This is a genomic window from Marinobacter sp. HL-58 (assembly GCF_001314605.1).
In the GTDB taxonomy this organism is placed as follows: Bacteria; Pseudomonadota; Gammaproteobacteria; order Pseudomonadales; family Oleiphilaceae; genus Marinobacter.
Genome location: NZ_LIHP01000018.1, coordinates 119,507 through 141,527 on the forward strand (window position 1 = coordinate 119,507; position 22,021 = coordinate 141,527).

22 protein-coding genes are annotated in these 22,021 nt (G+C 59.4%); 3 read left to right on the top strand and 19 right to left on the bottom strand.

The genetic code is table 11. The features are described 5' to 3' along the window. Positions 1–66: 66 nt before the first annotated feature. From tssH to tssB, 10 genes are all read right to left on the bottom strand, one after another. A complete protein-coding gene (tssH, locus tag HLUCCO03_RS16625) occupies positions 67–2,709 on the bottom strand; it encodes a type VI secretion system ATPase TssH (RefSeq protein ID WP_027830061.1) in 2,643 nt (880 codons plus the stop codon). Between the two features lie 10 nt (positions 2,710–2,719). Beyond that, the gene (icmH, locus tag HLUCCO03_RS16630; protein WP_027830062.1) at positions 2,720–3,547 is read right to left on the bottom strand and encodes a type IVB secretion system protein IcmH/DotU; all 828 of its coding nucleotides are present in this window, start codon (positions 3,545–3,547) and stop codon (positions 2,720–2,722) included. 3 nt (positions 3,548–3,550) lie between these two features. After that, complete coding sequence (gene tssK / locus HLUCCO03_RS16635) at positions 3,551–4,885, bottom strand: type VI secretion system baseplate subunit TssK (protein WP_027830063.1); 1,335 nt, start codon at positions 4,883–4,885, stop codon at positions 3,551–3,553. Beyond that, entirely contained in the window at positions 4,885–5,418 is a 534-nt protein-coding gene (gene tssJ, locus HLUCCO03_RS16640; protein ID WP_027830064.1) for a type VI secretion system lipoprotein TssJ, read from the bottom strand. The genes tssK and tssJ overlap by 1 nt, the downstream gene beginning before the upstream one ends. Continuing rightward, positions 5,415–6,743 carry a type VI secretion system-associated FHA domain protein TagH gene (gene tagH, locus HLUCCO03_RS16645; protein WP_027830065.1) on the bottom strand — a complete coding sequence of 443 codons (1,329 nt, stop codon included), beginning with the start codon at positions 6,741–6,743 and terminating at the stop codon, positions 5,415–5,417. The genes tssJ and tagH overlap by 4 nt, the downstream gene beginning before the upstream one ends. Before the next feature lie 31 nt (positions 6,744–6,774). Beyond that, on the bottom strand, positions 6,775–7,791 hold the full coding sequence (gene tssG, locus HLUCCO03_RS16650; protein ID WP_027830066.1) for a type VI secretion system baseplate subunit TssG: 1,017 nt from the start codon (positions 7,789–7,791) through the stop codon (positions 6,775–6,777). Beyond that, positions 7,755–9,527 carry a type VI secretion system baseplate subunit TssF gene (gene tssF / locus HLUCCO03_RS16655; protein WP_027830067.1) on the bottom strand — a complete coding sequence of 591 codons (1,773 nt, stop codon included), beginning with the start codon at positions 9,525–9,527 and terminating at the stop codon, positions 7,755–7,757. The genes tssG and tssF overlap by 37 nt, the downstream gene beginning before the upstream one ends. Before the next feature lie 267 nt (positions 9,528–9,794). Beyond that, entirely contained in the window at positions 9,795–10,235 is a 441-nt protein-coding gene (gene tssE / locus HLUCCO03_RS16660; protein WP_027830068.1) for a type VI secretion system baseplate subunit TssE, read from the bottom strand. A 3-nt stretch (positions 10,236–10,238) separates the two neighbouring features. Then, positions 10,239–11,741, bottom strand: a complete 1,503-nt coding sequence (gene tssC, locus HLUCCO03_RS16665) for a type VI secretion system contractile sheath large subunit (RefSeq protein ID WP_027830069.1) — start codon at positions 11,739–11,741, stop codon at positions 10,239–10,241. A 76-nt stretch (positions 11,742–11,817) separates the two neighbouring features. Then, positions 11,818–12,318: a type VI secretion system contractile sheath small subunit gene (gene tssB / locus HLUCCO03_RS16670; protein WP_027830070.1), complete on the bottom strand. Its 501-nt coding sequence runs from the start codon at positions 12,316–12,318 to the stop codon at positions 11,818–11,820. Positions 12,319–12,623: 305 nt separating this feature from the next. Between tssB and HLUCCO03_RS16675 the strand changes: the two genes are divergently transcribed. Together HLUCCO03_RS16675 and HLUCCO03_RS16680 are read left to right on the top strand one after the other, a co-directional pair. Next, the gene (locus HLUCCO03_RS16675) at positions 12,624–12,884 is read left to right on the top strand and encodes an acyl-CoA-binding protein (RefSeq protein WP_027830071.1); all 261 of its coding nucleotides are present in this window, start codon (positions 12,624–12,626) and stop codon (positions 12,882–12,884) included. 145 nt (positions 12,885–13,029) lie between these two features. Further along, the gene (locus HLUCCO03_RS16680; RefSeq protein WP_027830072.1) at positions 13,030–13,341 is read left to right on the top strand and encodes a site-specific integrase; all 312 of its coding nucleotides are present in this window, start codon (positions 13,030–13,032) and stop codon (positions 13,339–13,341) included. A gap of 18 nt (positions 13,342–13,359) precedes the next feature. Here HLUCCO03_RS16680 and HLUCCO03_RS16685 read toward each other — a convergent pair whose 3' ends face one another. Together HLUCCO03_RS16685 and greB are read right to left on the bottom strand one after the other, a co-directional pair. Next, complete coding sequence (locus tag HLUCCO03_RS16685; RefSeq protein WP_051603944.1) at positions 13,360–13,752, bottom strand: hypothetical protein; 393 nt, start codon at positions 13,750–13,752, stop codon at positions 13,360–13,362. 198 nt (positions 13,753–13,950) lie between these two features. Then, positions 13,951–14,442 carry a transcription elongation factor GreB gene (greB, locus tag HLUCCO03_RS16690; RefSeq protein WP_027830074.1) on the bottom strand — a complete coding sequence of 164 codons (492 nt, stop codon included), beginning with the start codon at positions 14,440–14,442 and terminating at the stop codon, positions 13,951–13,953. Between the two features lie 279 nt (positions 14,443–14,721). Here greB and HLUCCO03_RS16695 point away from each other — a divergent pair, with 279 nt between their 5' ends. Next, positions 14,722–15,009: a hypothetical protein gene (locus tag HLUCCO03_RS16695; protein ID WP_027830075.1), complete on the top strand. Its 288-nt coding sequence runs from the start codon at positions 14,722–14,724 to the stop codon at positions 15,007–15,009. On the opposite strand, the gene HLUCCO03_RS16700 is transcribed toward HLUCCO03_RS16695, so the two are convergent. The 7 genes from HLUCCO03_RS16700 to ftsE all read right to left on the bottom strand — a co-directional run bounded on the left by HLUCCO03_RS16700 (position 15,010) and on the right by ftsE (position 22,010). Next, positions 15,010–16,485 (bottom strand): HAMP domain-containing sensor histidine kinase, encoded by a 1,476-nt coding sequence (locus HLUCCO03_RS16700; protein ID WP_027830076.1) that lies wholly within the window; start codon positions 16,483–16,485, stop codon positions 15,010–15,012. Continuing rightward, positions 16,472–17,152 (bottom strand): response regulator transcription factor, encoded by a 681-nt coding sequence (locus HLUCCO03_RS16705; protein WP_027830077.1) that lies wholly within the window; start codon positions 17,150–17,152, stop codon positions 16,472–16,474. Before HLUCCO03_RS16705 ends, HLUCCO03_RS16700 begins: the two co-directional genes overlap by 14 nt. Positions 17,153–17,255: 103 nt before the next feature. Beyond that, positions 17,256–18,035: a hydroxypyruvate isomerase gene (hyi, locus tag HLUCCO03_RS16710; protein WP_027830078.1), complete on the bottom strand. Its 780-nt coding sequence runs from the start codon at positions 18,033–18,035 to the stop codon at positions 17,256–17,258. Between the two features lie 3 nt (positions 18,036–18,038). Continuing rightward, entirely contained in the window at positions 18,039–18,953 is a 915-nt protein-coding gene (locus tag HLUCCO03_RS16715) for an NAD(P)-dependent oxidoreductase (RefSeq protein WP_027830079.1), read from the bottom strand. 248 nt (positions 18,954–19,201) lie between these two features. Next, on the bottom strand, positions 19,202–20,074 hold the full coding sequence (gene rpoH, locus HLUCCO03_RS16720) for an RNA polymerase sigma factor RpoH (RefSeq protein WP_027830080.1): 873 nt from the start codon (positions 20,072–20,074) through the stop codon (positions 19,202–19,204). A gap of 261 nt (positions 20,075–20,335) precedes the next feature. Then, positions 20,336–21,334 carry a permease-like cell division protein FtsX gene (gene ftsX, locus HLUCCO03_RS16725; protein WP_027830081.1) on the bottom strand — a complete coding sequence of 333 codons (999 nt, stop codon included), beginning with the start codon at positions 21,332–21,334 and terminating at the stop codon, positions 20,336–20,338. Then, positions 21,327–22,010 (bottom strand): cell division ATP-binding protein FtsE, encoded by a 684-nt coding sequence (gene ftsE, locus HLUCCO03_RS16730; RefSeq protein WP_027830082.1) that lies wholly within the window; start codon positions 22,008–22,010, stop codon positions 21,327–21,329. Before ftsE ends, ftsX begins: the two co-directional genes overlap by 8 nt. Between the last annotated feature and the right edge of the window lie 11 nt (positions 22,011–22,021).

The following is a 22,021-nucleotide window of genomic DNA, read 5'->3' on the forward strand; positions in this document are numbered from 1 at the left end:
CGCCATCCATGGCTCCGCAGGGTATCTGGAAAGCCGAACCACAGGGTCCGCTACTTTCGCGTTGCCTTAGGCAACAACCCCGGTGAATTTGTTGTCTTCGACTCCAAGAGTCACTTTTGTGACGGGTTCTCTGCTTGCCAACTTTTCCAGCAAAGCCAGTGAGACTGGCGGCAACAGTTCGCCCTCAATGATCGACTCCAGCATCCGTGCACCGTTTTCACTTCGGGTGGCGCGGCTGCGGATGGCTTCTACCAGGCCGTCTTCCAGTTGCACTTCGGTGTGGTAACGGTCGCCGATCTGGGTGGCCAGGCAGTCGAGTTTGTCTGCAACGATGCGGTTGAGGGTTTCCTCGCCCAACGGAAGATAGGGAACAACTTCCATACGGGCCAGCAATGCCGGTTTGAAGAAGTCGGCCAGTTCCGGGTAGAGGGCTTCTTCGATCTTCTCCGGCTCGTCTGCGTGTTTGACGATGGTCTGGTAGCCCAGGTTGGAGGTGAGGAAGAAGACGACGTTTTTGCAGTCGATCAGCCGGCCTTCGCCGTCCGCCAGTTCGCCTTTGTCGAAGGCCTGGTAGAACAGGTTGAGGACTTCCGGGTGGGCTTTTTCGACTTCGTCGAGCAGAACAACCGAGTATGGCTTCTGGCGGATGGCTTCGGTGAGGATGCCACCTTCGCCGAAACCCACGTACCCCGGGGGTGAGCCGATCAGGCGGGAGACGGTGTGTTTCTCCTGGTACTCTGACATGTTGATGGTGGTGAGGAACTGGCGGCCGCCGTAGAGCAGTTCAGCCAGTTGCACCACGGTTTCGGTTTTACCCACGCCGCTGGGGCCGGCCAGCAGGAAGGCGCCCATGGGGCGGCCGGGGCGGCGCAGGTCGGCGCGGGCGGTGAGCAGGTGCTGGTGCAACGCGCCGATGGCGGTGTCCTGGCCCTTGATGTGGGACTGCAGGTACTCCGGCAGGCGGGTGATTTTCTCCAGCTCGTCAGCGGTCATGCGGTTGACGGGGATACCGGTCCAGTCGGCGATGACTTCGGCCACCTGGCGGGCGTCCACGCGGGCGTGGACCAGGGGCTCGTCGGCCTGGAGTTCCGCCAGTTCCTGCTCGATGGCGGCGGCTTCGCTTTTCAGGTCCGGGCGTTCTTCGTCGGTTTCCGGGGTGGCGTCTTGCGCCGATACTTCCGGATCCGAGCCTTCACTGTCTTCGCTCAGCAGTTGCTCGCGAATGGCCACCAGGCGTGCCACCAGTTCGCGCTGGTCGTTCCAGCGCTGTTCCAGCTCCTCCGCTTCCACACGCAGGGCTTCCAGGCGCTTCACCAGTTCACTCTCGCGCTGATGATCAATGTCCTGTCCCAGGGTCTGTTCCCTGGTCATCAGGTCCTGCTCCATGCCCAACTGGTGCAGCTCGCTGCGCACGTGGCTGAGGCGGCGTGGCGGGGTGCTGAGGTTTAGACTGACCCGGGCGCAGGCGGTGTCGAGCACGTCGATGGCCTTATCCGGAAGCTGGCGGCCGGCCAGGTAACGGGCGGACATCTCGGAGGCGGCTTTCAGGGCGGTGTCGGCGATCAGTACCTGGTGAGCCTTTTCGTAGACGGTGCGCAGGCCACGGAGGATGTGAACCGCCTGGGCCGGTGTCGGCTCATCCAGCGCCACGGGCTGGAAGCGACGGCTCAGGGCCGGGTCTTTCTCGAAGTATTTCTTGTACTCGCGCCAGGTGGTGGCGGCGATGGTGCGCAGCTCGCCACGGGCCAGGGCCGGCTTGAGCAGGTTGGCAGCGTCGGAGCCGCCTTCGCTGTTGCCGGCGCCGATGAGGGTGTGAGCTTCATCGATAAACAGGATGATCGGGGTGGCGGAGCTTTTTACCGCTTCGATCACGCCTTTCAGGCGCTTCTCGAATTCACCCTTTACCGATGCGCCGGCCTGCAGGGCACCCATATCCAGGGTCCACAGCTCCACGCCAGTCAGCCGCTCGGGCACATCGCCATTAACGATGCGCAGGGCCAGGCCCTCAACCACGGCGCTCTTACCAACACCGGCATCGCCCACCACGATGGGGTTGTTCTTGCGGCGACGGCAGAGGATGTCGATCATCTGGTCGATTTCGGTGTCGCGGCACACCACCGGGTCCAGCTTCTTGTCCCGGGCCAGTTTGGTGAAGTCGGTGGCATAGCGCTTGAGCGGGTCCATATCCACCTGGGCCTGGTTGGCGGCACTGGGACCGTCTTCGGCGCGGGGTTGCTCAACCGATCCCCGGGTCATGGCGTCGAACTGGCGGCGCAGCTGTTCCCGGTTGATGTCTTTCAGTCGCTGGCTGACCTGGGGCATCAGGTAGCGGTCTGCGTTCATCAGCAGCGCCAGCATAATGGCGCCGGAACGCAGCTCGGTGTGGCCCAGTTCGGTGGAGGCAATCAGCCAGGCATCCTGCAGCAGTTCGATCAGCAGCGGCGAGAACGACGGGTACGGCTCCGCGGACTGGGGCTCACCGTTGAGGCCGTCGCCGACTACCGGTTGCAGTGTGTGATGCTCAATACCAGTGCTTTCCAGGATCTGGCGCACATCGGTGAACGGTGTTTCCAGCAGCTTGAACAGCAGGTGGGCCGGGGTGATTTCCGCACCCTGGCGGCTGATACACAGGGCCGCAGAGGATTCCATCCCCTGGCGGCAAATCTCGTTAAGGCGCCCTATCAGCGCCGGCAGTTCTACCCGAATCACAGTGATCTCCTTATTTCGGGAGTTGTTCCAATACGCTGAGCACATCCCTGATGCGTTCGTTCAGCGCCATGTTGTAAAGCGTGAATACCCCGGCCATGGCCGCCACAAACAGTCCGCCAATGCCCCACATGGGCAGGCCGGTTCGCAGCCGGTTGCGGGCGGCGGTAACGTTGTCCAGCGGGCTGGTCAGCGGTTGCGGTTCCTCGTCGCGACGCAGCCCGCGAATCTGTTCATACAGCCCGCGGATAATCTGCTCGTATTCGTCCCGGCCGTTGGTCATTACCTTGTAGCGGCCCTCGAATCCCAGGCACAGGCACAGGTAGATGAACTCCAGCATGTCTCGGTACCGCTCAGGCTCCTGCTCCATGCGGGCGGTGATCGCGAACACCTTCTCGCCACCCCAGGTTTCGTTGTGGAAGCGGGACAGCAGCGAATGCTGTGACCACACGCTGTGGGCGCCCCAGTCGGTCCCAAGCACAGCCTCGTCAATAAAGGCGCAAAGCACGTAACGATAGGCCACCACGGTGGGTCGTTCGTAGCCCTGCTCCACCAGTTCCCGGTCGATGGCGGCCACTTCGTCCACCACCTGCTGGTACAGGTTCTCCACGCCGTGGAAATCCGCCAGCCTGCGCACCCGGATAACCAGCCCCAGCAGGGGCGTGGCGGCGTCGATCAGCCGGTTATCCTCCAGGCCCCGCAGCTGGAACTGGTCGTTGCCGAAGCCCTGGTCGCCCGCGCGACCCTCGGGGTTACTGCCCCCGAACATCAGGTCATTGAACGCACTGCCACCTGCTTCCGTGTTGCCGTTGGGTGAATCCATCACCGGTGCATCTGCCATGATCTAGCTCCTGATTGCCCAGAACTGCATTTCCATACCGGGGAAACTGCCGGCCACGTGGAACGCAAAGCCGCTGGCGTTGTCGAGCATCTGCCAGGCCTGGCTCTGGTCGTCCAGCCGGAAGTACACAAACCCGGCGTGATATGGCAACTGGCGGGGCGCCACCGGCAGGGCCGACAGCGGAATCCCCGGCAGTTGCAGACTGATGAGATCGCGAATTTTCTCCACCGACGCCACCTTGCACTGCTGGGTGAACTGCTTGCGCAGGTCGTCCAGCGGCATATCCGCTTTCACCGCCAGGATGAACTCGGCCTGGCCGATGAGCTGGACATCCTGGATCGGCGCCACCGTGAGGCCGTATTGGCGCTGCTGCAACTGGATAGCCAGTGCCCGCGGTTCCAGTACCGTGCTGAGTGACTGCCTCAGCACCTGCATCAGCGGTGTAAACGAGTCCTCTGGCAGGTCGTGGTCATAGGCGGTGTACTCCTGGGGCAGCCGGCCTTCATCGGTGAAGGTCACCAGCTCACCGCACAGCTCCAGCAGCGCCTCGTAGAGACGTTCCGGGTGCAGCTGCCGCAGCCGCGCCAGGTGCAGGAATCGCGGATGGGCGCGGTTAAGCATCTGTAGCAACATGAAGTCCGCCACATCCGCCACACCGCCCTGCCCGGGGGCGCCGACTCGCTCGGCGATGTTCTTGGCCCGTTCCCGCATCAGCCCGGCCATTTCCCCCACAAACCGCTGCAACCGGGGCGCTGCCCGCACGCTGAGCATGGTGGGGATGAAGTTCGGGTCCATCACCAGGCTGCCATCCGGGCGCTTCTCCAGAATCCGGCCGATGGCCAGGGCCGCATAGGCACTGCGATCGTCCCGCTCCAGCATCAGCTTCGGGGCCACACGGGCCACATCGATGGTGTGGGAATCGCCGTCAATGGAATGCAGGTCGCGGATTTCCTCGCTCTGGGCACGGAAACGGCCGGCGATGGCGGCTTCCGGCCACTCCACTTCCGCCAGGCTTTCACTGCCCAGGGGCAGGGCCAGGTACACCACCTGGTTGGCCACGGAGGCGTCGGTGATTTCCAGGGGCTCCGGCATTACGTCATCCTGGGGCAGGCAGAAACGGGTGCCATCCGGGAACAGGCCGGTGGCCCGCACCAGGCCGACGCGGCCAAAGCTCAGGTACTCCGCATTGAGCTCCAGGTCACTGAAACCGTAGAGGTAATCAGAAACCGCCAGGGCCCGCTCGTTGATCTGGTTTTCCAGGTATCTTTGCTGCTGCTGGAAGTGCTGGGGCTTGATGAACAGCCCATCACTCCAGACGACTCGATTGGTTGCAGGCATCAGGTATCGTCCGACCTTCTGAGTTTGACTTCACGCTCGCGCAGGTTGACCAGCAAGTGGTAACGACCGCCCACCGGGTCCACCTTCACCACCTTCTTCCACTGGGACATGTTCGGGTAGGCGTAGAAGGCAATCACACCGATAAAACGGGTGTCTTCGTCGATATCGAATGGCTCGATGAATTTGAACTGCCCCGGCACCAGGGTGTAATCACTGTGGTCGATGTAGTTGCGGCCCAGTGAGGGCTCCAACTCACCCAGCAGTTGGTCAAAGTCCGCCGCCATCAGCCGCGAACTGTCGCGCATCTCGATGATCTGGAACGCGATGGGCGTAGGCGCCAGGGATTCGTTGGGATTCACATCCGGTTCCGCCAGCATGGTGAGGTCCACCCGGCTGGGCAGGTCCTCGGCGTGGCCCACGGGGATGTCCGGATCCCACATCACCTTGGCGGTTTTGGTAACGGCGTTATAGGGGGTGCTACACCCCACCAAAACGAGAATGGCGACCAGCAAACTCCATTTGCAGTACTTCACGACAGGTTCTCCCTCTGTAATTGACGCAGTTGTTGATCGTAAGCCTGTTCAAACACCTCCTGGAAAAGGCGCTCGAACCCCTGCTGACGACTGGAACTCAGTTCCCGGTAATAATGTTCGTACATCTCCCATGCCCAGTTGCTTTCGTCTTCGTCAGTCTTCAGCCCACGGCGATAACCGTGGAACCGGCGCAGCAGCGCCTCCGGCGAGAAGGCGTGAAGAATGGCGTCCAGCCCCTCGCGAATGGCGGTCTGGGTGGCAAGCTGGTGGTGGTGAAGGCTCTGCAGGCTTTCACTGACGGCGGCAGGCGCCGACAGGTGAACCGGGCTGCGCTGGCTGGCAAACAGGGTCTGGACGGTTTCGTTGTAATCCTCACCCAGGCGCAGCGGGTTGTCCTCAATGGGTTGAAGACGAGTCCGCAACGCCTGATGACGGCTGTCTTCGCCCTGGTGCAGGGCCAGCAGTCCTTCCACCGTGGCTTTCAGGGTCTGGCCGGCCTCTTCCAGGAACAGGCGCATTTCATCGCTGTCGGCAAAGCCCAGGTCGGTGTCCATGCCGCGCAACAGCGGCGCACCGCTGATGTGCTGGCGGCTCTGGTCATTTGGCTCGCGGCGGCGGGCCGGCTTGGTGGTTGCAGACATCCTGTCACGCTCTCCTCTTCCTATGGGCAGGCCAATGGCCACATCACGGTTTTCCCGGTACTCGTCGGTGACCGCGCCATCGCGGGCATACCACTCTGGCTTGTCCGCCAGCAGGGCGTTCCGCTCACCTTGGGCCTCCCGGTCACCACGATTTCCCGAACTATCCGACCACGCCTGCAACGGGTCGTCGCTGCAAGTTTCCCCTGGCGCCGGCGGCAAACCGTGCAGTGGTTCATCACCTACGGTTTCCAGTTCCCGCTCGTCGGCCCGCATCAGTTCGCCCTCGTCCATATCCACCAGCGAGGTGTCTTCGGCTTCCTCGGGCATGGCTCCGTTCTGGCGTTGGCCACTGAGCACCTCTGCCTTGAGCTGGTAACGCCCGATGGTGATGGTGTCGCCGCTCTTCAGGCGGGCCCGGCGGCCACGACCCACCGGCTGGGTGCCACTGTTGATGTAGGTGCGGCCGCTGCGGTCGATCAGGCAGAACACGCCATCCATAAACCGTACTTCCGCGTGGCCAGGCACGGCACCGGTGCGATGGGAGGACAACTGCCAGGTATCGCTGCCGGCGCTGCCGATGGAGCCGCCCCTGATGCCGAACACATGTTCACGGGCCAGGCCGCTGGCAACCTGGGTGGGGTTGCTGACCACCAGTTTCAGGCTGCGTGTCTGTTGATGTTCCATATCCGGTTTCCTTTTACTCAATCCATTGAGGTCAGCGACGTATCTGCAGTCGTACCGCCGGCAGCTTTCTGGCCTTCTCCGGCGTTACAAACGAATTCCAGCCCAGCCGTACATCCGCTCCCATCTGCATGGGCTTCACGTCCCTGGGGCGCATTTGCAGTTCCAGGTCGTACGCCAGCTGTTCCCGGGTGACGAACTCCACCAGCTTCACCAGCCTGCCGTGGTCCTGGCCGTTGGGCAGAAAATCAGCAAACCGCTGCCGGTCCAGGTTGCGTATGCGCAGAATGAACTTGCCACTGCGGTCACGAATGCCCGAGCCCACCAGCGTGTCTTCTCCGAGGGCGGCGTTGGCCTGCCCCAGGCGGGTCTGCTGATCTTCCGGGATGGCGACCCGGCGCAATACCCACTGCTCGATTTCCACGCTGTCCAGATCAAAACAGTGCCCGATGATGCCGCTGACCACGTCCGGTGATCGGCTGCGTCCCGCCATCATTCCGGCGTAGGCCAGCATTTTCGACCAGTTGACGGGCGTTGCCGCCCTGACCTGAGGATCGCCCAGCCCCACCAGGGAAAAAATATGCTCGGAAAACCCGTCCGATGCTTCCGGCTGGAACCGCACGTAGTAGCGATACTTGCGCCACGCCCGGTGGAACAGGGTCACCAGCCGGTGATTAAAGAAATCCAGGAAGTGGCGGCGGATACCGAGGTTCTGCCCGGCCTCCCAGGCCAGATCTTCCAGGTAATAACCCGGCAGCGGCGACTGGGAACCGTGCAGGCCCAGAAAACTGACTTCAAGCTGATAGGGCGCGTGCTCATGCTCCGGCGAGGCCGCCGACACCACATCGCTGCCCGGAAAACCCAGCCCGGCCGACGCCGAGAAGCGGATACGCTCCCGCTGGGGCTGTTCGTCCTGGGACCGTTCCAGATCATCACCGTGGTGACGATGGATCAGGTCCACCAGTTGGAAAAAACTGTAGCGTCGTGCATTGCCCAGAACGGGCTGCAGCTCGGCTACATCAGAGGCTGCTGCCCTTGCTGTAACGTCCATGTGTACCGTTCCTGGTTGTCTGTATTCACCACTTCCAGTTGGTGAAATGCGTTAATACTGGCGTAAAGCGCGAAAAACTGGCTCAGCACCGTGCCGAACAGGTAAAGATCCCCTTCCGAGGCAAACGACTGCTGATCCAGCCGCATCACCGAGCGAATCCCCCGCACCGGCAACCCTCTTACCATCCGGTCCACCGGCGTGGTTTCGATGTCCAGAATGCCGGCGAGGCGCTTCTGGGACACCCGTTCCGCCTGCCGGTCCACCAGCGCGCGGAAATCGTAAACCCGCAGCACCGTGCGCAGGGCGTCCACATCCAGCAGCGACAGGTAGTTCAGCGACAGGTTGGAGATCAGCGTCCACAACAGGCTGCCATCCAGTGTCGGCCGCAGGGTGTGGGTGGGCCGGGTGATGTTGCTGAACGAGGCAAACGCCGGCGTGGTCTCCGTCGCCATGCAGATTTCCCCCACCGCCAGCTGATGGGGCAGCTGCCGGTTGGTGCAGGTAAGGGTCAGTGACACCGCTTCCTGGCGATTCATGCACTCGGACTCATCCCCCCGCACAAAGGAAATGTAGTGATCAAACCCGTCTCCCCGCACACTTTCCCGGGCCTTTACCCGGTAATACAGCGCGGTGCGGCCACGATCCCGCTCCACTTCGTGCTGGAAACTCTCAAACGCCGTGTACAGCCGCGGCTCACCCCGCACGGAGCGGCCTTCCAGCCAGCCCTCAACCTGCTCAATGCTGAACACTTCGTAGTGCTCCGGTGAGCGGCTGGACGGTGCAATGCGGTATTCCGTCTGGCGACCGTTCAGATCCACCGGGTCAGCCTCATGGCCGAACAGGTTGATGGCCGGCGTACAGTAAAGCTGAAAATTCTCCGCCCGGATCTTCGCATCCGGCGGCAGAATGCGACTGAAGTGGAAACGCAGGCTGATTTCTTCCGCCTGCACCGCCGGCAACCGCGCCTTCAATCCCTGGATATCCACAAACCGGAAGGCCTCGGGAAAGCTCAGGTATTCCTGCAGAATCCGGTAGCCGGGATAGGCGTTCTTGGGATAAGGCAGCAGCGCCTCATCGGTCGCAAAACCCACCGGCTTCAGCTGGCTTGCAGGAATGGAAAACACCGAATCCCCCACCACAAGTTCCATCCGCTTGAGGTAATGGTTCAGCCACAGGTACAGCGTCTCGGAAATGTGGCTGTCACCGCCCAGGTAAAACCGCAGGTTATCCAGGCCCAGGGATGACAGTGGCTGGTCGGTGTGCAATGCCAGGTCTACGGTCACGGAAGACACTTCCCGGGAATGCTCGGCGTGGGCATCTGCCACACTCACCGGAAACACATCCACGGCCCGGCAGGTCCGGAACCGGCACTGGGTCTGACGCGTGGCGTCGCCCAGCGGACGGCTCTTGATCTCGGTATGCCGGGCCACCCGCTGGCGCTCGCTAATGGCGTGCAGCTGCGGATCAAACCGCATGATGGTGCAACTGGGCACGGGCCTGAGATAGTTTGGCCACAGCATGTTCAGCAGCGAATGCGTCAGCTCGGGAAACTCGTCCTCGACTTTCTCACGGAGCTTCCCGGTCAGAAAGGCAAAGCCCTCCAGCAGCCGTTCGACATCCGGGTCTGTGCTCTGCTCCGACAGAAACCGGGTCAGCTGCGGATGTGCATCCGCAAATTCCCGTCCCTGCAATCGCAGAAAGCTCAACTCATCCCTGTAAAATCGGTTTAACTTCATAAAGACTACTGCACCAAAGTTCGGCCGAGGGGATGGGGATGCTTTTCTGGCGGGAAAAAAGGTGTCTGAGCGTAGCGAGTTCTTTTTTCCCAGAAGAAAAGTATCCCCATTCCCTCTGACTCCGAGCAGGCAATGCGGGTGGCTGCCCAAAAGACGCTCAAGCCCTCCATGGGCGCTTGGGCTCCGCCATCCATGGCTCCGCACACTTTTGGGCAGCCACCCGCATCACCTGCTCTCATCCGTGTCTGCTTGCTACTGCCAGTGACGTTAAATCACTCTGTAGTAGCGCTTGTCATCCAGTAACAAATCAATGGTCGTTTTATCGTCCTCCGAACCCACCTTAAGGTAGACCGTCACCTGGAACCGCAACTGCAATGGATCCGGCCCCTGGGGCATCGCCATTACATCTACCCGGTTCACCCTGGGTTCGAACTTTTCAATACACTGCCGAATGGCGCCACGAATACGGATGCTCAGGTCATGGGTGCCGAGGGTGGCGTCGTTGAAATCCACCAGCCCCAGGTCCGGCACGCTCTCGCTGTTGCCCGGATGGGCGTTCAGCAGGCGCACCAGATGGCGCTTGATGGAATCCACCACATGGGACACTTCCCCCATGCTTTGCCCGGCGGGTTCGGCAGCCTGTTCCAGTCGTTCGAACAGGCTGCCGCCCGAAGCCTGAACACCGTCAGTGCCGGCGTTCCTGAACACGGATCAGTCCTTGTCCAGACGGCCGACGAGTGACAGTTCGAAGTTCGCACCCATGTACTTGAAGTGCGGTCGAACCGCCAGTGACACCTGGTACCAGCCCGGATCGCCTTCCACGTCGGAGACGGTGACCTGGGCGGCGCGCAGCGGACGGCGGCTGCGTACGTCTGCCGGCGGGTTTTCCTGGTCGGCCACGTACTGGCGAATCCAGGTGTTCAGCTCGCGCTCCAGGTCCTGACGCTCTTTCCAGGAACCGATCTGCTCGCGCTGCAGTACCTTGATGTAGTGCGCCAGGCGGTTGACGATCATCATGTAAGGCAGTTGCGTACCCAGCTTGTAGTTGGTTTCCGCTTCCTTGCCTTCCTTGGTGTTCGGGAACTGCTTGGGTTTCTGCACCGAGTTGGCGGAGAAGAACGCCGCGTTGTCGCTGCCCTTGCGCATGGTCAGCGCGATGAAGCCTTCGTCGGCCATTTCGTATTCGCGACGGTCGGTGATCAGCACCTCGGTCGGGATCTTGGCTTCGAGCTGGCCGAAGGATTCAAAGGTATGAACCGGCAGGTCTTCCACCGCACCACCGCTTTGGGGCCCGATGATGTTCGGGCACCAGCGGTACTTGGCGAAGCTTTCGGTCAGGCGCGTGGCCAGCAGGTACGCCGTGTTGCCCCACAGGTAATGCTCGTGGTCACCTGAGACGTCTTCCTTGTAGTTGAAGCTGCGCACCGGGTTTTCGGTGGGATCGTAGGGCACACGCAGCAGGAAGCGCGGGGACGCCAGGCCCAGATAGCGGGCATCTTCGGACTCACGCAGGGAACGCCACTTGGCGTATTTCGGGCCTTCGAAAACGGCTTTCAGTTCCTTGATGGCCGGCAGTTCCTGGTAGCTGTCGACGCCGAAGAAACTCGGGGCCACAGAGGAGAGGAAGGGCGCGTGGGCCATCGCTCCGACAGACGACACATACTGCAGCAGCTTCATGTCCGGGGTGGACGGTGTGAACGCGTAGTTGCCGACAACAGCACCCACGGGCTCGCCGCCAAACTGGCCGTATTCGGTGGAGTAGATGTGCTTGTAGAAACCGGTCTGGGTGACATCGGGTGCAAACTCGAAATCTTCCAGCAGTTCGGTCTTGGTGGCGTGGAGGATATCCACCTTGATGTTCTCGCGGAAGTCGGTGCGATCAACCATCAGTTTCAGGCCGCGCCAGGAGGATTCCAGTTCCTGCAATTTCGGTGCGTGCAGGATTTCATCCATCTGGGCGCTGATCTTGCGGTCCAGCTCCACCACCATCTGGTCGACCAGCGCCTTGTTGACGGGCTGGCCTTTCTCGTCGCTTTTCAGCAGGTTGGAAATAAACGTTGCCACGCCACGGCGCGCCACATCGTATCCTTCATCAGCGGGCGCCATGCGACTGTTGGCCATTACCTGGTCCAGCAGAGAGCCTTCAGCTCCTGATTGACGGTCATCCGCAACGGATTCGGAGGCAGCAGATTGCTGCTCAGCAGTATCAGACATACCACATCCCTTCAGTACGTTTTAATAGAAAAGTGAAACCTGCCAGCACTGGCAGAATTCGGATCAAGCGTCCGGATTACTTGTCGCTTTCGTCCGTGGCCAGCTCAAGCTCCTGGAGGAGTTTGTCACGGGCGTCATCGTTGTCCAGCAGTTCCTGCAGCTTGGACCGGAACGATGGCACGTTACCCAGCGGGCCTTTCAGGGCGACCAGTGCTTCGCGAAGCTCGATCAGCTTCTTCAGCTCGGGCACCTGGCGGGAAATGCTGTCCGGCGAGAAGTCGTCCAGGGTCTGGAATTCGAGGTTGACCGGGAGTTCTTCGGCTTCTTCGTCCAGCTTGTTGGTGACCGTGGTAGACAGGGTGAGACCGGCTTCCGACATGACAGAACGGAAGTTGTTCTTGTCCACGGAAATGGCCTTGCGGTCTTCGATCGGGGTTTCTTCGGCGTGGCCCTTGAAATCACCAACGACAAACATCTTCAGCGGCAGTTCTGTTTCAGCCTGCTGATCACCGGTGGCGGGGACATACTTGATATTGATGCGCTCTTTAGGCGCGACGGAACCGTCTTTAGATGACATGCTCTTGCTCCCTGTGCAAACTCAGTTGCAGTGTTTCAGTCCATTGAGCCTACCGTCCTGGTACGCTACAGGCAGAACTCTACACAGGATAATTCGGGCACTCAAGCAAAAAATGGCCAGCACATGGCAATTTTTTAACCTCGGGCAAGGAATTGCCAAGTCGTCGATGTTTTGGGCCAAAGCCAGCCCTTGCTGCCATCGCGCCCCGGGCATCTGAACGATCGGTCAATGACGGCCACAGTGTGTCTGGCTATACTCTGCCCCACCGTGACTAACGGATTTACACCAGAAAAAAGGACCCCGACATGAGTGACCTGAAAACCCGTTTCGACGAAGCCGTCAAATACATCCAGAACGCCGAAGGCGACTTCAAGCCATCCAACGAACTGAAGCTGGAATTTTATGCCCTGTACAAGCAGGCCACCGAAGGTGATGTCAGCGGCAAGCGCCCGGGCATGATGGATTTTGTGGGCCGCGCCAAGTACGACGCCTGGGAAAAGCTCAAGGGCACTTCCCCAGAGCAGGCCATGCAGCAGTACATCGACAAGCTGGAAGCCCTCAAGTAACTCCGTTCTCTGCCTTGACCAGGAGCAACAATCATGACGACGGTTGCTCCCGGTCAATTTTCCCCGTGAAAATTTTTGCGACGGTCAAACGATTGTCATAAGATGCGCGCAAGATAAGAACAACAATTCACAGGGAAGACGTACCATGGATATCACCGAGGCGCTGGAACAATCCCAGCCCGGCCTTGTCAACCGAGTAACTGGCGCCATCAGCAAACACCAACTGAACCAACGCGCCGAACAGACCTACCTTCACTGGATTTCCCGATTCGTGCTTTTCCACGACCTCAAGAATCCGGAAACACTGCAGCCCGGCGATCGACAGCTTTTCCTGGCCTATCTGAGTGACCGACTGGAAGTATCCCGGGCACGCCTGAACCAGGCAAAGCAGGCACTGGCGTTCTTTTACGAAGACGTGCTGGGCAGAACGGAACCGGAAGGCATTGCGGCTGCCTGAAATCCCCCCGCGCGGTGCTTAACGTTCCGTGGTGTTGGTATTGAACGCACCGTAATTCCGGTTGGTGGGCGGCCTGATGATATAGTTGTTGCCGTGAACCTGCCCGGGAATAGACTTCGGGTTGCTGAAACGGAACTCCACCGGAATCTCACTACGCCCAAGATCCGTGCGGCTGTCCCTGGGCTGAAGCGCGAGCGGGTCGAGATAGAAATCCTCATCCGTTCGCGGTTGCACCGGTACACCAGCGGCAGGCGCTTCCAGCCCGCCTTCGATCACGGTATTGGCCAGGGACTCCTCCTCCATGGAACTGAAGGGTATGGTATCCAGGGTTGAACGCTCCTCGTAGCTGAACGCACCGCCCTCTACCGTCTCTGTATCTTTATTATCGCCACCGGTTTGCGCCCACACCAATGGGGACAACGCTACTATCAACGTGGTCAAACCGATCGCTGCCCTGATTGAATCAAATCCGCCCATAACGACTGCCTTGTTATTCCATGTCCTGCCTGACGGCTGTTTTAGCAAACACAAGTCAGGCTGACAATTTTTGATCAGTCTATCGTCATACGCGACAAAAAACCCGGGCGTTCGTCAGTTTTGTGACACTCCTCACTTGTCGGATGTGAGCGGCTCATAACGGATACCTGTGATCACCACGTGGCTCCAGCCATCGGGTGTACGCACGCCTGCTTCATCATCAACGCGCTTGCCCAGCAGGGCCCGGGCCATTGGAGAGTCGATGCTCAGGTAACCACGGGACAGGTCAAATTCATCCGGGCCGACCAGGCGGTAGGTGGATTCGTCACCCTCTTCGTTCTCGATGGTCACCCAGGCGCCAAAAAAGACTTTCTCCCGATCATCAGGCAGCCGGTCCACCACGGTCAGTTCATCAAGCCGCCTGGTCAGGAAGCGGACACGACGATCAATCTCCCGTAGCTGCTTCTTGCCGTATATGTATTCGGCATTCTCCGAACGGTCGCCCTGGGCGGCAGCTTCACGTACAGCCTGGGTTACCTCCGGACGCTTCTCCTTCCACAGATAGCGCAATTCCTCACGAAGGGCCTTTTCGCCCTCCGCTGTTATGTAGCGGGTTCTGGCCATACAAGCATCATCTTATAGAAATAAAAAAACCCCGTGAAAACGGGGTAAGGCTAGCGCTGTGCTGGAGGGAGAAGCAAGCGGAGTTTCCGCTGGCTTCCATAACTACAGTTTCCATTCTGCACAGTCGAGGTTACACAGTGGTGGCTGCAGAATTACGTTTTATTCAGGGCAGATATTAGGTTGTTCACTCTAGAGAGTAGCGCTAATGTCCGGATCAAATAACTGCATCACCGATTGAAGCTTTGGCTTATCGAAACTTTCCGAAAACGGGGCATGAACATGGACACCAAAAAGCTTATCAATACCGCGCTGAACGGACTGGACATCATCGGCTACCAGCTGGATCAGTATGGTATTACCGGAAAACTGAACCGCCACAACCTGGCCGCTTACATCATGCTGGAACAGAAACATCTGGAAGGTGAGTGGGACAGCATTCAGGCGAAATTTGATCGCCGCCGCTCCCAGATCGACGGACTGCTGACCGCCATAGAAACCCGCACCGATCCGCTGGTCAAACCGCTGCTCAGCCGCCTGAACCAGTTCCGAGGTATTTCCGGCAACTGATCAGGCGCCCCTGAGCTCGCCCGGAGAGGTTTGCTCTCCAGCTTCCGAGGCCGGAATTGTCTGGGTATCCTTCAGGCGTTTCCGGTTCGGTGAATATGCGGGCATACGAACCGTCACCATCAGCCCCGGGTACTCCTCCCCAGGGTGGTGGTCGCTCAGGGTAATGATGCCCTGGTGGATTTCTGCCACGGCACTGACCAGACTGAGCCCCAGGCCGTTACCCGGTAATGACCGGCTCTTGCCAACCCGGTAAAAACGCTGGAACACCTGGTCCTTCTCGTCGTCGGGAATGCCAATACCGCTATCCCCCACCTCAAAAATTGCGTCGTTCCCTTCCTTGCGGACATTGACCCGGATCTTGCCTTTTTCAGGGGTGTACTTGATGGCATTGTCGATCAGGTTGCTGACCATCTGGAACAGTAAATCCCGGTCCCCTTCGATGATCACCTTGTCCTCAAGCGCTTGTTCGAAATCCTGATCCTTATCTTCCGCCAGGGCCTCGTATAGCTCACAGGCATCGCTGACCAACTCGCCCAGAGACACCTGTTTCATATCCGCAGCATTGCCGCGGGTTTCCAGACGGGCGATCCGCAACAGGGCGTTGAACGTGGCAAGAAGCTGGTCCGCCTCCGCCACTGCCTTGCCCGCCTGCTCCCGTGCTTCTTCGTTGTCCACGGACATCAGGGTGTTCTCCAGCTGGTTGCGCAGCCGGGTCAGGGGGGTTCTCAGGTCATGAGCAATGCTGTCAGAGACATGGCGGATGCCTTCCATCAGATAGACAATCCGGTCCAGCATCTGGTTGAGGTTCTCCGCCAGTTGGTCGAAATCGTCGTCGGTGCCCCTGGTGGGAATCCGTAATGACAGATGCCCGTTCATGATTCGTCGGGAGGTGTTGTTGATCACTTCAATGCGCCGGGTGGTGCTCCGGCTCATGAGAAAACCGCCAAGCAAGGCCAGCGCCAGGGTAATACCCATACCCCAGTTGATGGCTGTTTCGATCACTTTTTTCAGGTTGGTAAGTTCGTCCACATCGCGACCGACCAACAGGCGCAAACCTCCCTGCACCTCAAAAATTCGGGCACGAGCCAGGCGCTCGGGGCCATCCCAGCCTATGGATTCATCCAGGGTAAAGTTGATCCACCCACTCTCGGAACGGGAGCCCTTGGGCCAGGTCTCGATATTACCGGCCAGCTTGAGAAAATCGTCGGTGGTGAGCAGATAAAGGGACTTGGCGTTGGGGTCACGGGCAACACGCTCACGGATAATGGAAATCAGGCCATTGATTCCACTGCCGCGATACTGCTCTGCCAGGCCGGCAATCTCGGCCTCGATGGTTTCATCGGTCTGGGCAGTCATGAATCCTGCTGTTCGCCAGTAGATGAACGCCAACAGCAGAAAAACCGAGGTGGCGAACACCACCATATACAGCAGGGCTAACTGGAACGATGAGGTTCTGAGCTGGCTAAGCAGTTTCACGCAACATATACCCTGCACCCCGGATGGTCTGCAGCAAGGGGGTATCGAATTCCTTGTCGATCTTGGCCCTCAGGCGGCTGATGTGCACATCTATCACATTGGTCTGGGGATCGAAATGGTAGTCCCATACCTTCTCCAGCAGCATGGTGCGGGTCACTACCTGCCCGGCATTACGCATCAGGTACTCCAGCAGGCGGAACTCGCGGGGCTGGACATCAATGTTATGACCGGCCCTTTTTACGGTCCGCGCCAGAAGATCCATCTCCAGGTCGGCTACCCGCAGAACGGTCTCTGTTTCCGCGGACTGACGGTTGCGGCGTACCAGGGATTCAATCCGGGCCAGCAGCTCGGTGAAGGAAAAGGGCTTGGTCAGGTAGTCGTCACCCCCGCCACGCAGGCCTTCCACCCGGTCGTCCACATCGCCGAGGGCACTGAGAATCAATACAGGCACCTGATTACCAGTGGCACGCACCGTTTTGATAATCGACAGACCATCCATACCCGGCAGCATTCGGTCGACAATCATGATGTCGTAATCCTCGCTGGCGGCCATCATCATTCCGTCCTTGCCATCCGCCGCATGATCCACGACAAAATCAGACTCTTTCAGCCCTTTAACAAGGTAGTTTGCCACGTCCTGATCGTCTTCAATTACCAGTGCTTTCACCGGTTATCCTCCCGATAGCGGATTATATTAACGGCTAGGGTACGAAGAACATCGGTTGCCGGCCAGTTACGATCTTGTAAGAGGGTGTCGCCAATGGCGACGGTCACGCCCCCTGCCGAAACCAGTCCAGGCTGGCCACCGTATCGCCCGAGGGGCGATATTCCGCACTCACCCAGCCACCATACCCCATGCGGTCGAGAGCCGCGAAAACATTCCGAAAGTTAATCTCCCCCGTGCCGGGCTCGTGACGGCCCGGGTTATCAGCAAACTGTATGTGACCAATCCACGGCAACAGACACTCCAGGGAGCGAATCAGGTCCCCTTCCATAACCTGCATATGGTAAAGGTCATACTGCAGTTTTACGTTGCCACCATCCACCGCCTCGATCAACTGAAGCACCCTGGCGGAGGTATCCAGGAGGAAGCCGGGCATATCCACCCGGGAATTGATGGCCTCCAGGCACAGCGTAATACCCTCACCTTCAAGACGGCCAGCGGCATAGCTGACATTATCCACCAGCGTTTGCCAGGCCTCTGATTCATCCAGGGATTCTGGCGGGATGCCGGCAAGGCAATTGACCTGCTTGCATTGCAGTACCCGGGCGTAATCAATGGCCTGATCCACCCCGGCTCTGAACTCCTCCGTGCGGTCGGGCAGACAGGCGATTCCCCGCTCACCGGCATCCCAGTCACCGGGCGGCAGGTTGAACAGCACCTGGGTCAGCCCGTTGTTTTCAAGTTCGCGTTTCAAATCCTCTTTCGGCCAGGCGTAAGGAAAAAGATATTCCACACCGGTAAACCCCGCTTCCCGCGCCAGGCGGAAGCGGTCCATAAAATCCGCCTCAGTAAACAGCATGGACAGATTGGCAGCGAATACAGGCATGAGTTACCCCTTACGTTTTATCACCGGCGACGATCCCAGCAGGGCGCCATTCAGATGCTCCAGCTCAAGCAACAGGCCACTGTGGTCCACATCACTGTGCCCATTGGCCACCAGGCTCTGGTACTCATTATGCACCTGCTGCGCCAGCGGCAGGGTCAGCCCCTCGGATCGGGCTTCATCCAGAATCATGCGCAGATCCTTGAGCTGGATCCGCGCCGGGGCACCTGGGGCAAAATCCCGGTCAATCATCCGCTGGCCATGCAGCTCGAGAATCCGGCTGCCGGCAAAACCACCCATCAGCGCCTCCCGAACAGCGGAAGGGTCTGCACCACCCTTGGCAGCCAGCAACAACGCCTCCGAAACCGCGCCAATGGTAATCCCCACAATTGCCTGATTCGCCAGCTTCGCCAACTGCCCTGCTCCAACCGGCCCGATTGGCGTGCATTTCCCCAGCACCTCAAACACCGGCCGAACCCGGTCGATATCCGCCTCCGCGCCCCCGGCCATAATACTCAACGTCGCCTGCTCCGCCCCAACGGTACCTCCGGAAACCGGCGCATCCACATACCCTGCACCCTGCTCCCGGGCCAACCCAGCATGACGACGGGCCAGCGACGGCTGGACCGAGCTCATATCCACATACACCGCCCCGGCCTTCAGCGTCCCGATACCACCCTGGGCTACCATCACATCTTCCACCACATCCCCGTTCTCCAACATGGTAATCACCACATCGGCATGACGGACTGCGCCCTCCGGAGAGTCAGCAATGGTTGCCTCACCCTTGAAGGGCTCGCACTTGCTGGCAGTGCGGTTCCAAAGCGTCAGCGCAAATCCTGCGTCCAGCAGATTGCGAACCATGGGTGCGCCCATCAGTCCGATACCGAGAAAGGCCAAATGAAGACTTCTTGTAGTCATATTGTTCGAGTCCCTATTCCAAAAGCTGGAAGACGTGAGTGGGCAGGCTCTTCCAAAACCGTGCGGAGCCATGGATGGCGGAGCCGAGCGTACAGGGACGTATTCACAGCGTGTTTTGGAAGAGCCTGCCCACTCGCGTCCACCCCAAAATTTGAGTTAACGAATTAAAGGCAGAGTATACAAACAAAAACGCCACCAACCCCGCAAAGGGTGGTGGCGCTCTATCAAAGCCCGATATCAGGCCGGACTTATGCGGCTTCTTCTTCCGTTGTCGTCATCTGCACACGAATCTTCTTCATGGCATTCTTCTCCAACTGACGAATCCGCTCAGCCGAAACACCGTACCGGTCTGCCAACTCATGCAACGTAGACTTGCTGTCAGACAGCCAGCGCTCCCGAAGGATATCCTGGCTGCGCTCATCCAGCTGCTCCAGCGCCGCCATCAGGCGACCATTGGAATCGTCTGTCCAGTCTGACTGCTCCAGCTGAGTGGCCGGATTGCTGCGATGGTCCTCCAGGTAATACGCCGGCGCCTGATAGGCGTTGTCGTCGTCATCATCCTGAGGTCCATCGAACGCAGTATCATGGGAGGCCAGACGCCCCTCCATTTCCCGTACAACCCTGGGCTCGACACCAAGATCACTGGCCACGGCGTTGACCTCGTCATGGCTCAGCCAGGCCAGGCGCTTCTTCTGACTGCGCAGATTAAAGAACAGCTTGCGCTGGGCCTTGGTGGTAGCGACCTTGACGATGCGCCAGTTACGCAGAATGAACTCGTGAATCTCGGCCTTGATCCAGTGCACCGCAAAAGACACCAGGCGCACGCCATATTCCGGGTTGAAGCGCTTGACCGCTTTCATCAGACCGACGTTGCCTTCCTGGATCAGATCGGCCTGAGACAGGCCATAACCAGCGTAACTGCGGGCAATGTGGATCACGAAGCGCAGATGCGAAAGAACCAGCTCACGTGCAGCCTCTACATCACCCTCGTAATGCAACCGCTCCGAAAGCCTGCGCTCTTCCTCGACAGAGAGCACCGGAATACGACTTGCTGCCTGAATATAGGACTCAAGATTCGCACCCGGAACCAGCCTGTCGATTACCTGTAAGTTCGTACCCATGCTTTACCCTCCAAAACATGACGGCCAATAAATATACCAACTGAAACTTGGACCGCCAAGTACCTTAAAAGTTCCCCGAATCTCCAACTAAAACGTTTGAAATCAACAAACTGGAAAAAGGAGCCTCTGTACTTTTAACCTAATGTAACCTGATGAATGCCTGATTCACCTGACTCCTGCATTAAATCTTTCACCAGATTCCACTTTCAACCTACGCCAGTTGAAGACACACATTCAATACGGTATTGCCGAGACCGAAGATCACCCGCCAGCGATCTCTCCGGGCTCGATATCGTCAAGATGCCGCTTAACCGCCACCCATGCGCCCAACCAGCCTAACAGCATGGCGACAATTATCAACGCCAGCGCACCGTCGATGGTCAGGCCATTGAGGGAAAACTCACTCCGGTACAGTCCCGCCAGGCGCTCCACCGGCCCGCTGAGCCACCAGAGCGACAGCTGCAGCAGTGTCCACGCCACTACGCCACCACCCAGGCCAAACCAGGCCCCGGTATACAAAAATGGCCTGCGCACGAAGGCATCGGTTCCGCCTACCAGCTTGGCCACCAGGATTTCATCCCGCCGGTTCTCAATGGCAAGGCGCACGGTATTACCGATAACCAGCACCACCGCTGCTGCCAGCAGCAGCGCCAGCGCCCAGACTGCCCGCCCCAGAAGGTCCGTCATCGCGTTCAGGCGCTGCAACCACCCCAGATCCACCTGCACTCGCTCGACGCCATCCAGCCCTTCAATGACCGTCAACAGCATCTCCACCCCATCGGCAGTACGGGAGCTTTCGCTCGGTGTTACCAGCAGGGTATGGGGCAACGGGTTTTCGTTCAGGTAATCCAGGGCATCCTCAAGCCCGGAAGAGGCACGAAATTCCTCCAGCGCGGTTTCCCGGTCGATCAGTTCAACGTCGGCAACCCGGCTGTCGTCGGCCACCTCGGCCTTCAGCTCGCGGGCCTCTTCTATGGATACTGAATCATTCAGGTAGGCGGTAACCCGCGCAGAGCTTTCCCAGCCGGCACTGACCCCTTCCAGGCTGGCCAGCAAAAGCATCAACGCCACAGGCAATGCCAGGGCCACGCCCATAACTGCCCAGGTCATCATGCTTGCCACCGGCGACTGCCACATGCGCCGGGCACTGTCACGGGCCACCTTGCGGTGATGGTTCAGGTAGCTCTCAGCCTGTTCGCGCCAGGGCGCACGGGCACTTTTCGCGCCGCGGCTCTGCTGTTTGCGGGGTTCATTAGCCATGCCGGCCTCCCGCTGCGCCAGCCCCGGGCACCAGGCGGCCATGATCAAGCGTGAGAGTGCGCCGGCCGAGCTCGTTGATAAGGGCAATGTCGTGGGTAGCAATCAGCACTGTGACACCAACCTGGCTGAAATCCGCAAACAGCCGCATGATGTCGGCGGAAAGCTCCGGGTCAAGGTTACCCGTGGGCTCATCCGCCAGCAGCACCGGAGGCTTGTTCACCACCGCCCGGGCTATGCCCACACGCTGCTGCTCACCGCCGGAAAGCTGCATCGGGTTCATCTTTTCCTTGCTGAGCAACCCTACCTTGTCCAGGGCGGCACGAACCCGGCGGCCGATATCACGGGCAGGTGTACCCATGACTTCCAGCGGCATGGCGACGTTATCGAACACGGTGCGATCAAACAGTAGCTGGTGATTCTGGAAAACCACGCCAATGTGTCGGCGGATATAAGGTACCTGCCGACGCGGCAGGGTATTGAGCACCTGCCCACCTACGATCACTTCGCCGGCACTGGGGCGCTCCATCACCATGATCAGTTTCAGCAGGGTGCTTTTCCCGGCCCCTGAGTGACCGGTAAGAAATGCCAGCTCGCCCCGCTGCAGGCCGAAATTGACCTGACGCAGCGCGGTATGGTCGCTGTCGTAACGTTTGGTGACCTGTCGAAACTCGATCATTCAGGGATACT

Excerpts from the sequence above, each read along its gene's own strand:
- rpoH (WP_027830080.1), bottom strand. The coding sequence starts at position 20,074 with ATGGGTACGAACTTACAGGTAATCGACAGGCTGGTTCCGGGTGCGAAT.
- ftsE (WP_027830082.1), bottom strand. The coding sequence starts at position 22,010 with ATGATCGAGTTTCGACAGGTCACCAAACGTTACGACAGCGACCATACC.
- HLUCCO03_RS16675 (WP_027830071.1), top strand. The coding sequence starts at position 12,624 with ATGAGTGACCTGAAAACCCGTTTCGACGAAGCCGTCAAATACATCCAG.
- greB (WP_027830074.1), bottom strand. The coding sequence starts at position 14,442 with ATGGCCAGAACCCGCTACATAACAGCGGAGGGCGAAAAGGCCCTTCGT.
- hyi (WP_027830078.1), bottom strand. The coding sequence starts at position 18,035 with ATGCCTGTATTCGCTGCCAATCTGTCCATGCTGTTTACTGAGGCGGAT.
- tssC (WP_027830069.1), bottom strand. The coding sequence starts at position 11,741 with ATGTCTGATACTGCTGAGCAGCAATCTGCTGCCTCCGAATCCGTTGCG.
- tssG (WP_027830066.1), bottom strand. The coding sequence starts at position 7,791 with ATGGACGTTACAGCAAGGGCAGCAGCCTCTGATGTAGCCGAGCTGCAG.
- tssK (WP_027830063.1), bottom strand. The coding sequence starts at position 4,885 with ATGCCTGCAACCAATCGAGTCGTCTGGAGTGATGGGCTGTTCATCAAG.
- tagH (WP_027830065.1), bottom strand. The coding sequence starts at position 6,743 with ATGGAACATCAACAGACACGCAGCCTGAAACTGGTGGTCAGCAACCCC.
- icmH (WP_027830062.1), bottom strand. The coding sequence starts at position 3,547 with ATGGCAGATGCACCGGTGATGGATTCACCCAACGGCAACACGGAAGCA.
- HLUCCO03_RS16695 (WP_027830075.1), top strand. The coding sequence starts at position 14,722 with ATGGACACCAAAAAGCTTATCAATACCGCGCTGAACGGACTGGACATC.
- ftsX (WP_027830081.1), bottom strand. The coding sequence starts at position 21,334 with ATGGCTAATGAACCCCGCAAACAGCAGAGCCGCGGCGCGAAAAGTGCC.
- tssF (WP_027830067.1), bottom strand. The coding sequence starts at position 9,527 with ATGAAGTTAAACCGATTTTACAGGGATGAGTTGAGCTTTCTGCGATTG.
- HLUCCO03_RS16680 (WP_027830072.1), top strand. The coding sequence starts at position 13,030 with ATGGATATCACCGAGGCGCTGGAACAATCCCAGCCCGGCCTTGTCAAC.
- HLUCCO03_RS16715 (WP_027830079.1), bottom strand. The coding sequence starts at position 18,953 with ATGACTACAAGAAGTCTTCATTTGGCCTTTCTCGGTATCGGACTGATG.
- tssB (WP_027830070.1), bottom strand. The coding sequence starts at position 12,318 with ATGTCATCTAAAGACGGTTCCGTCGCGCCTAAAGAGCGCATCAATATC.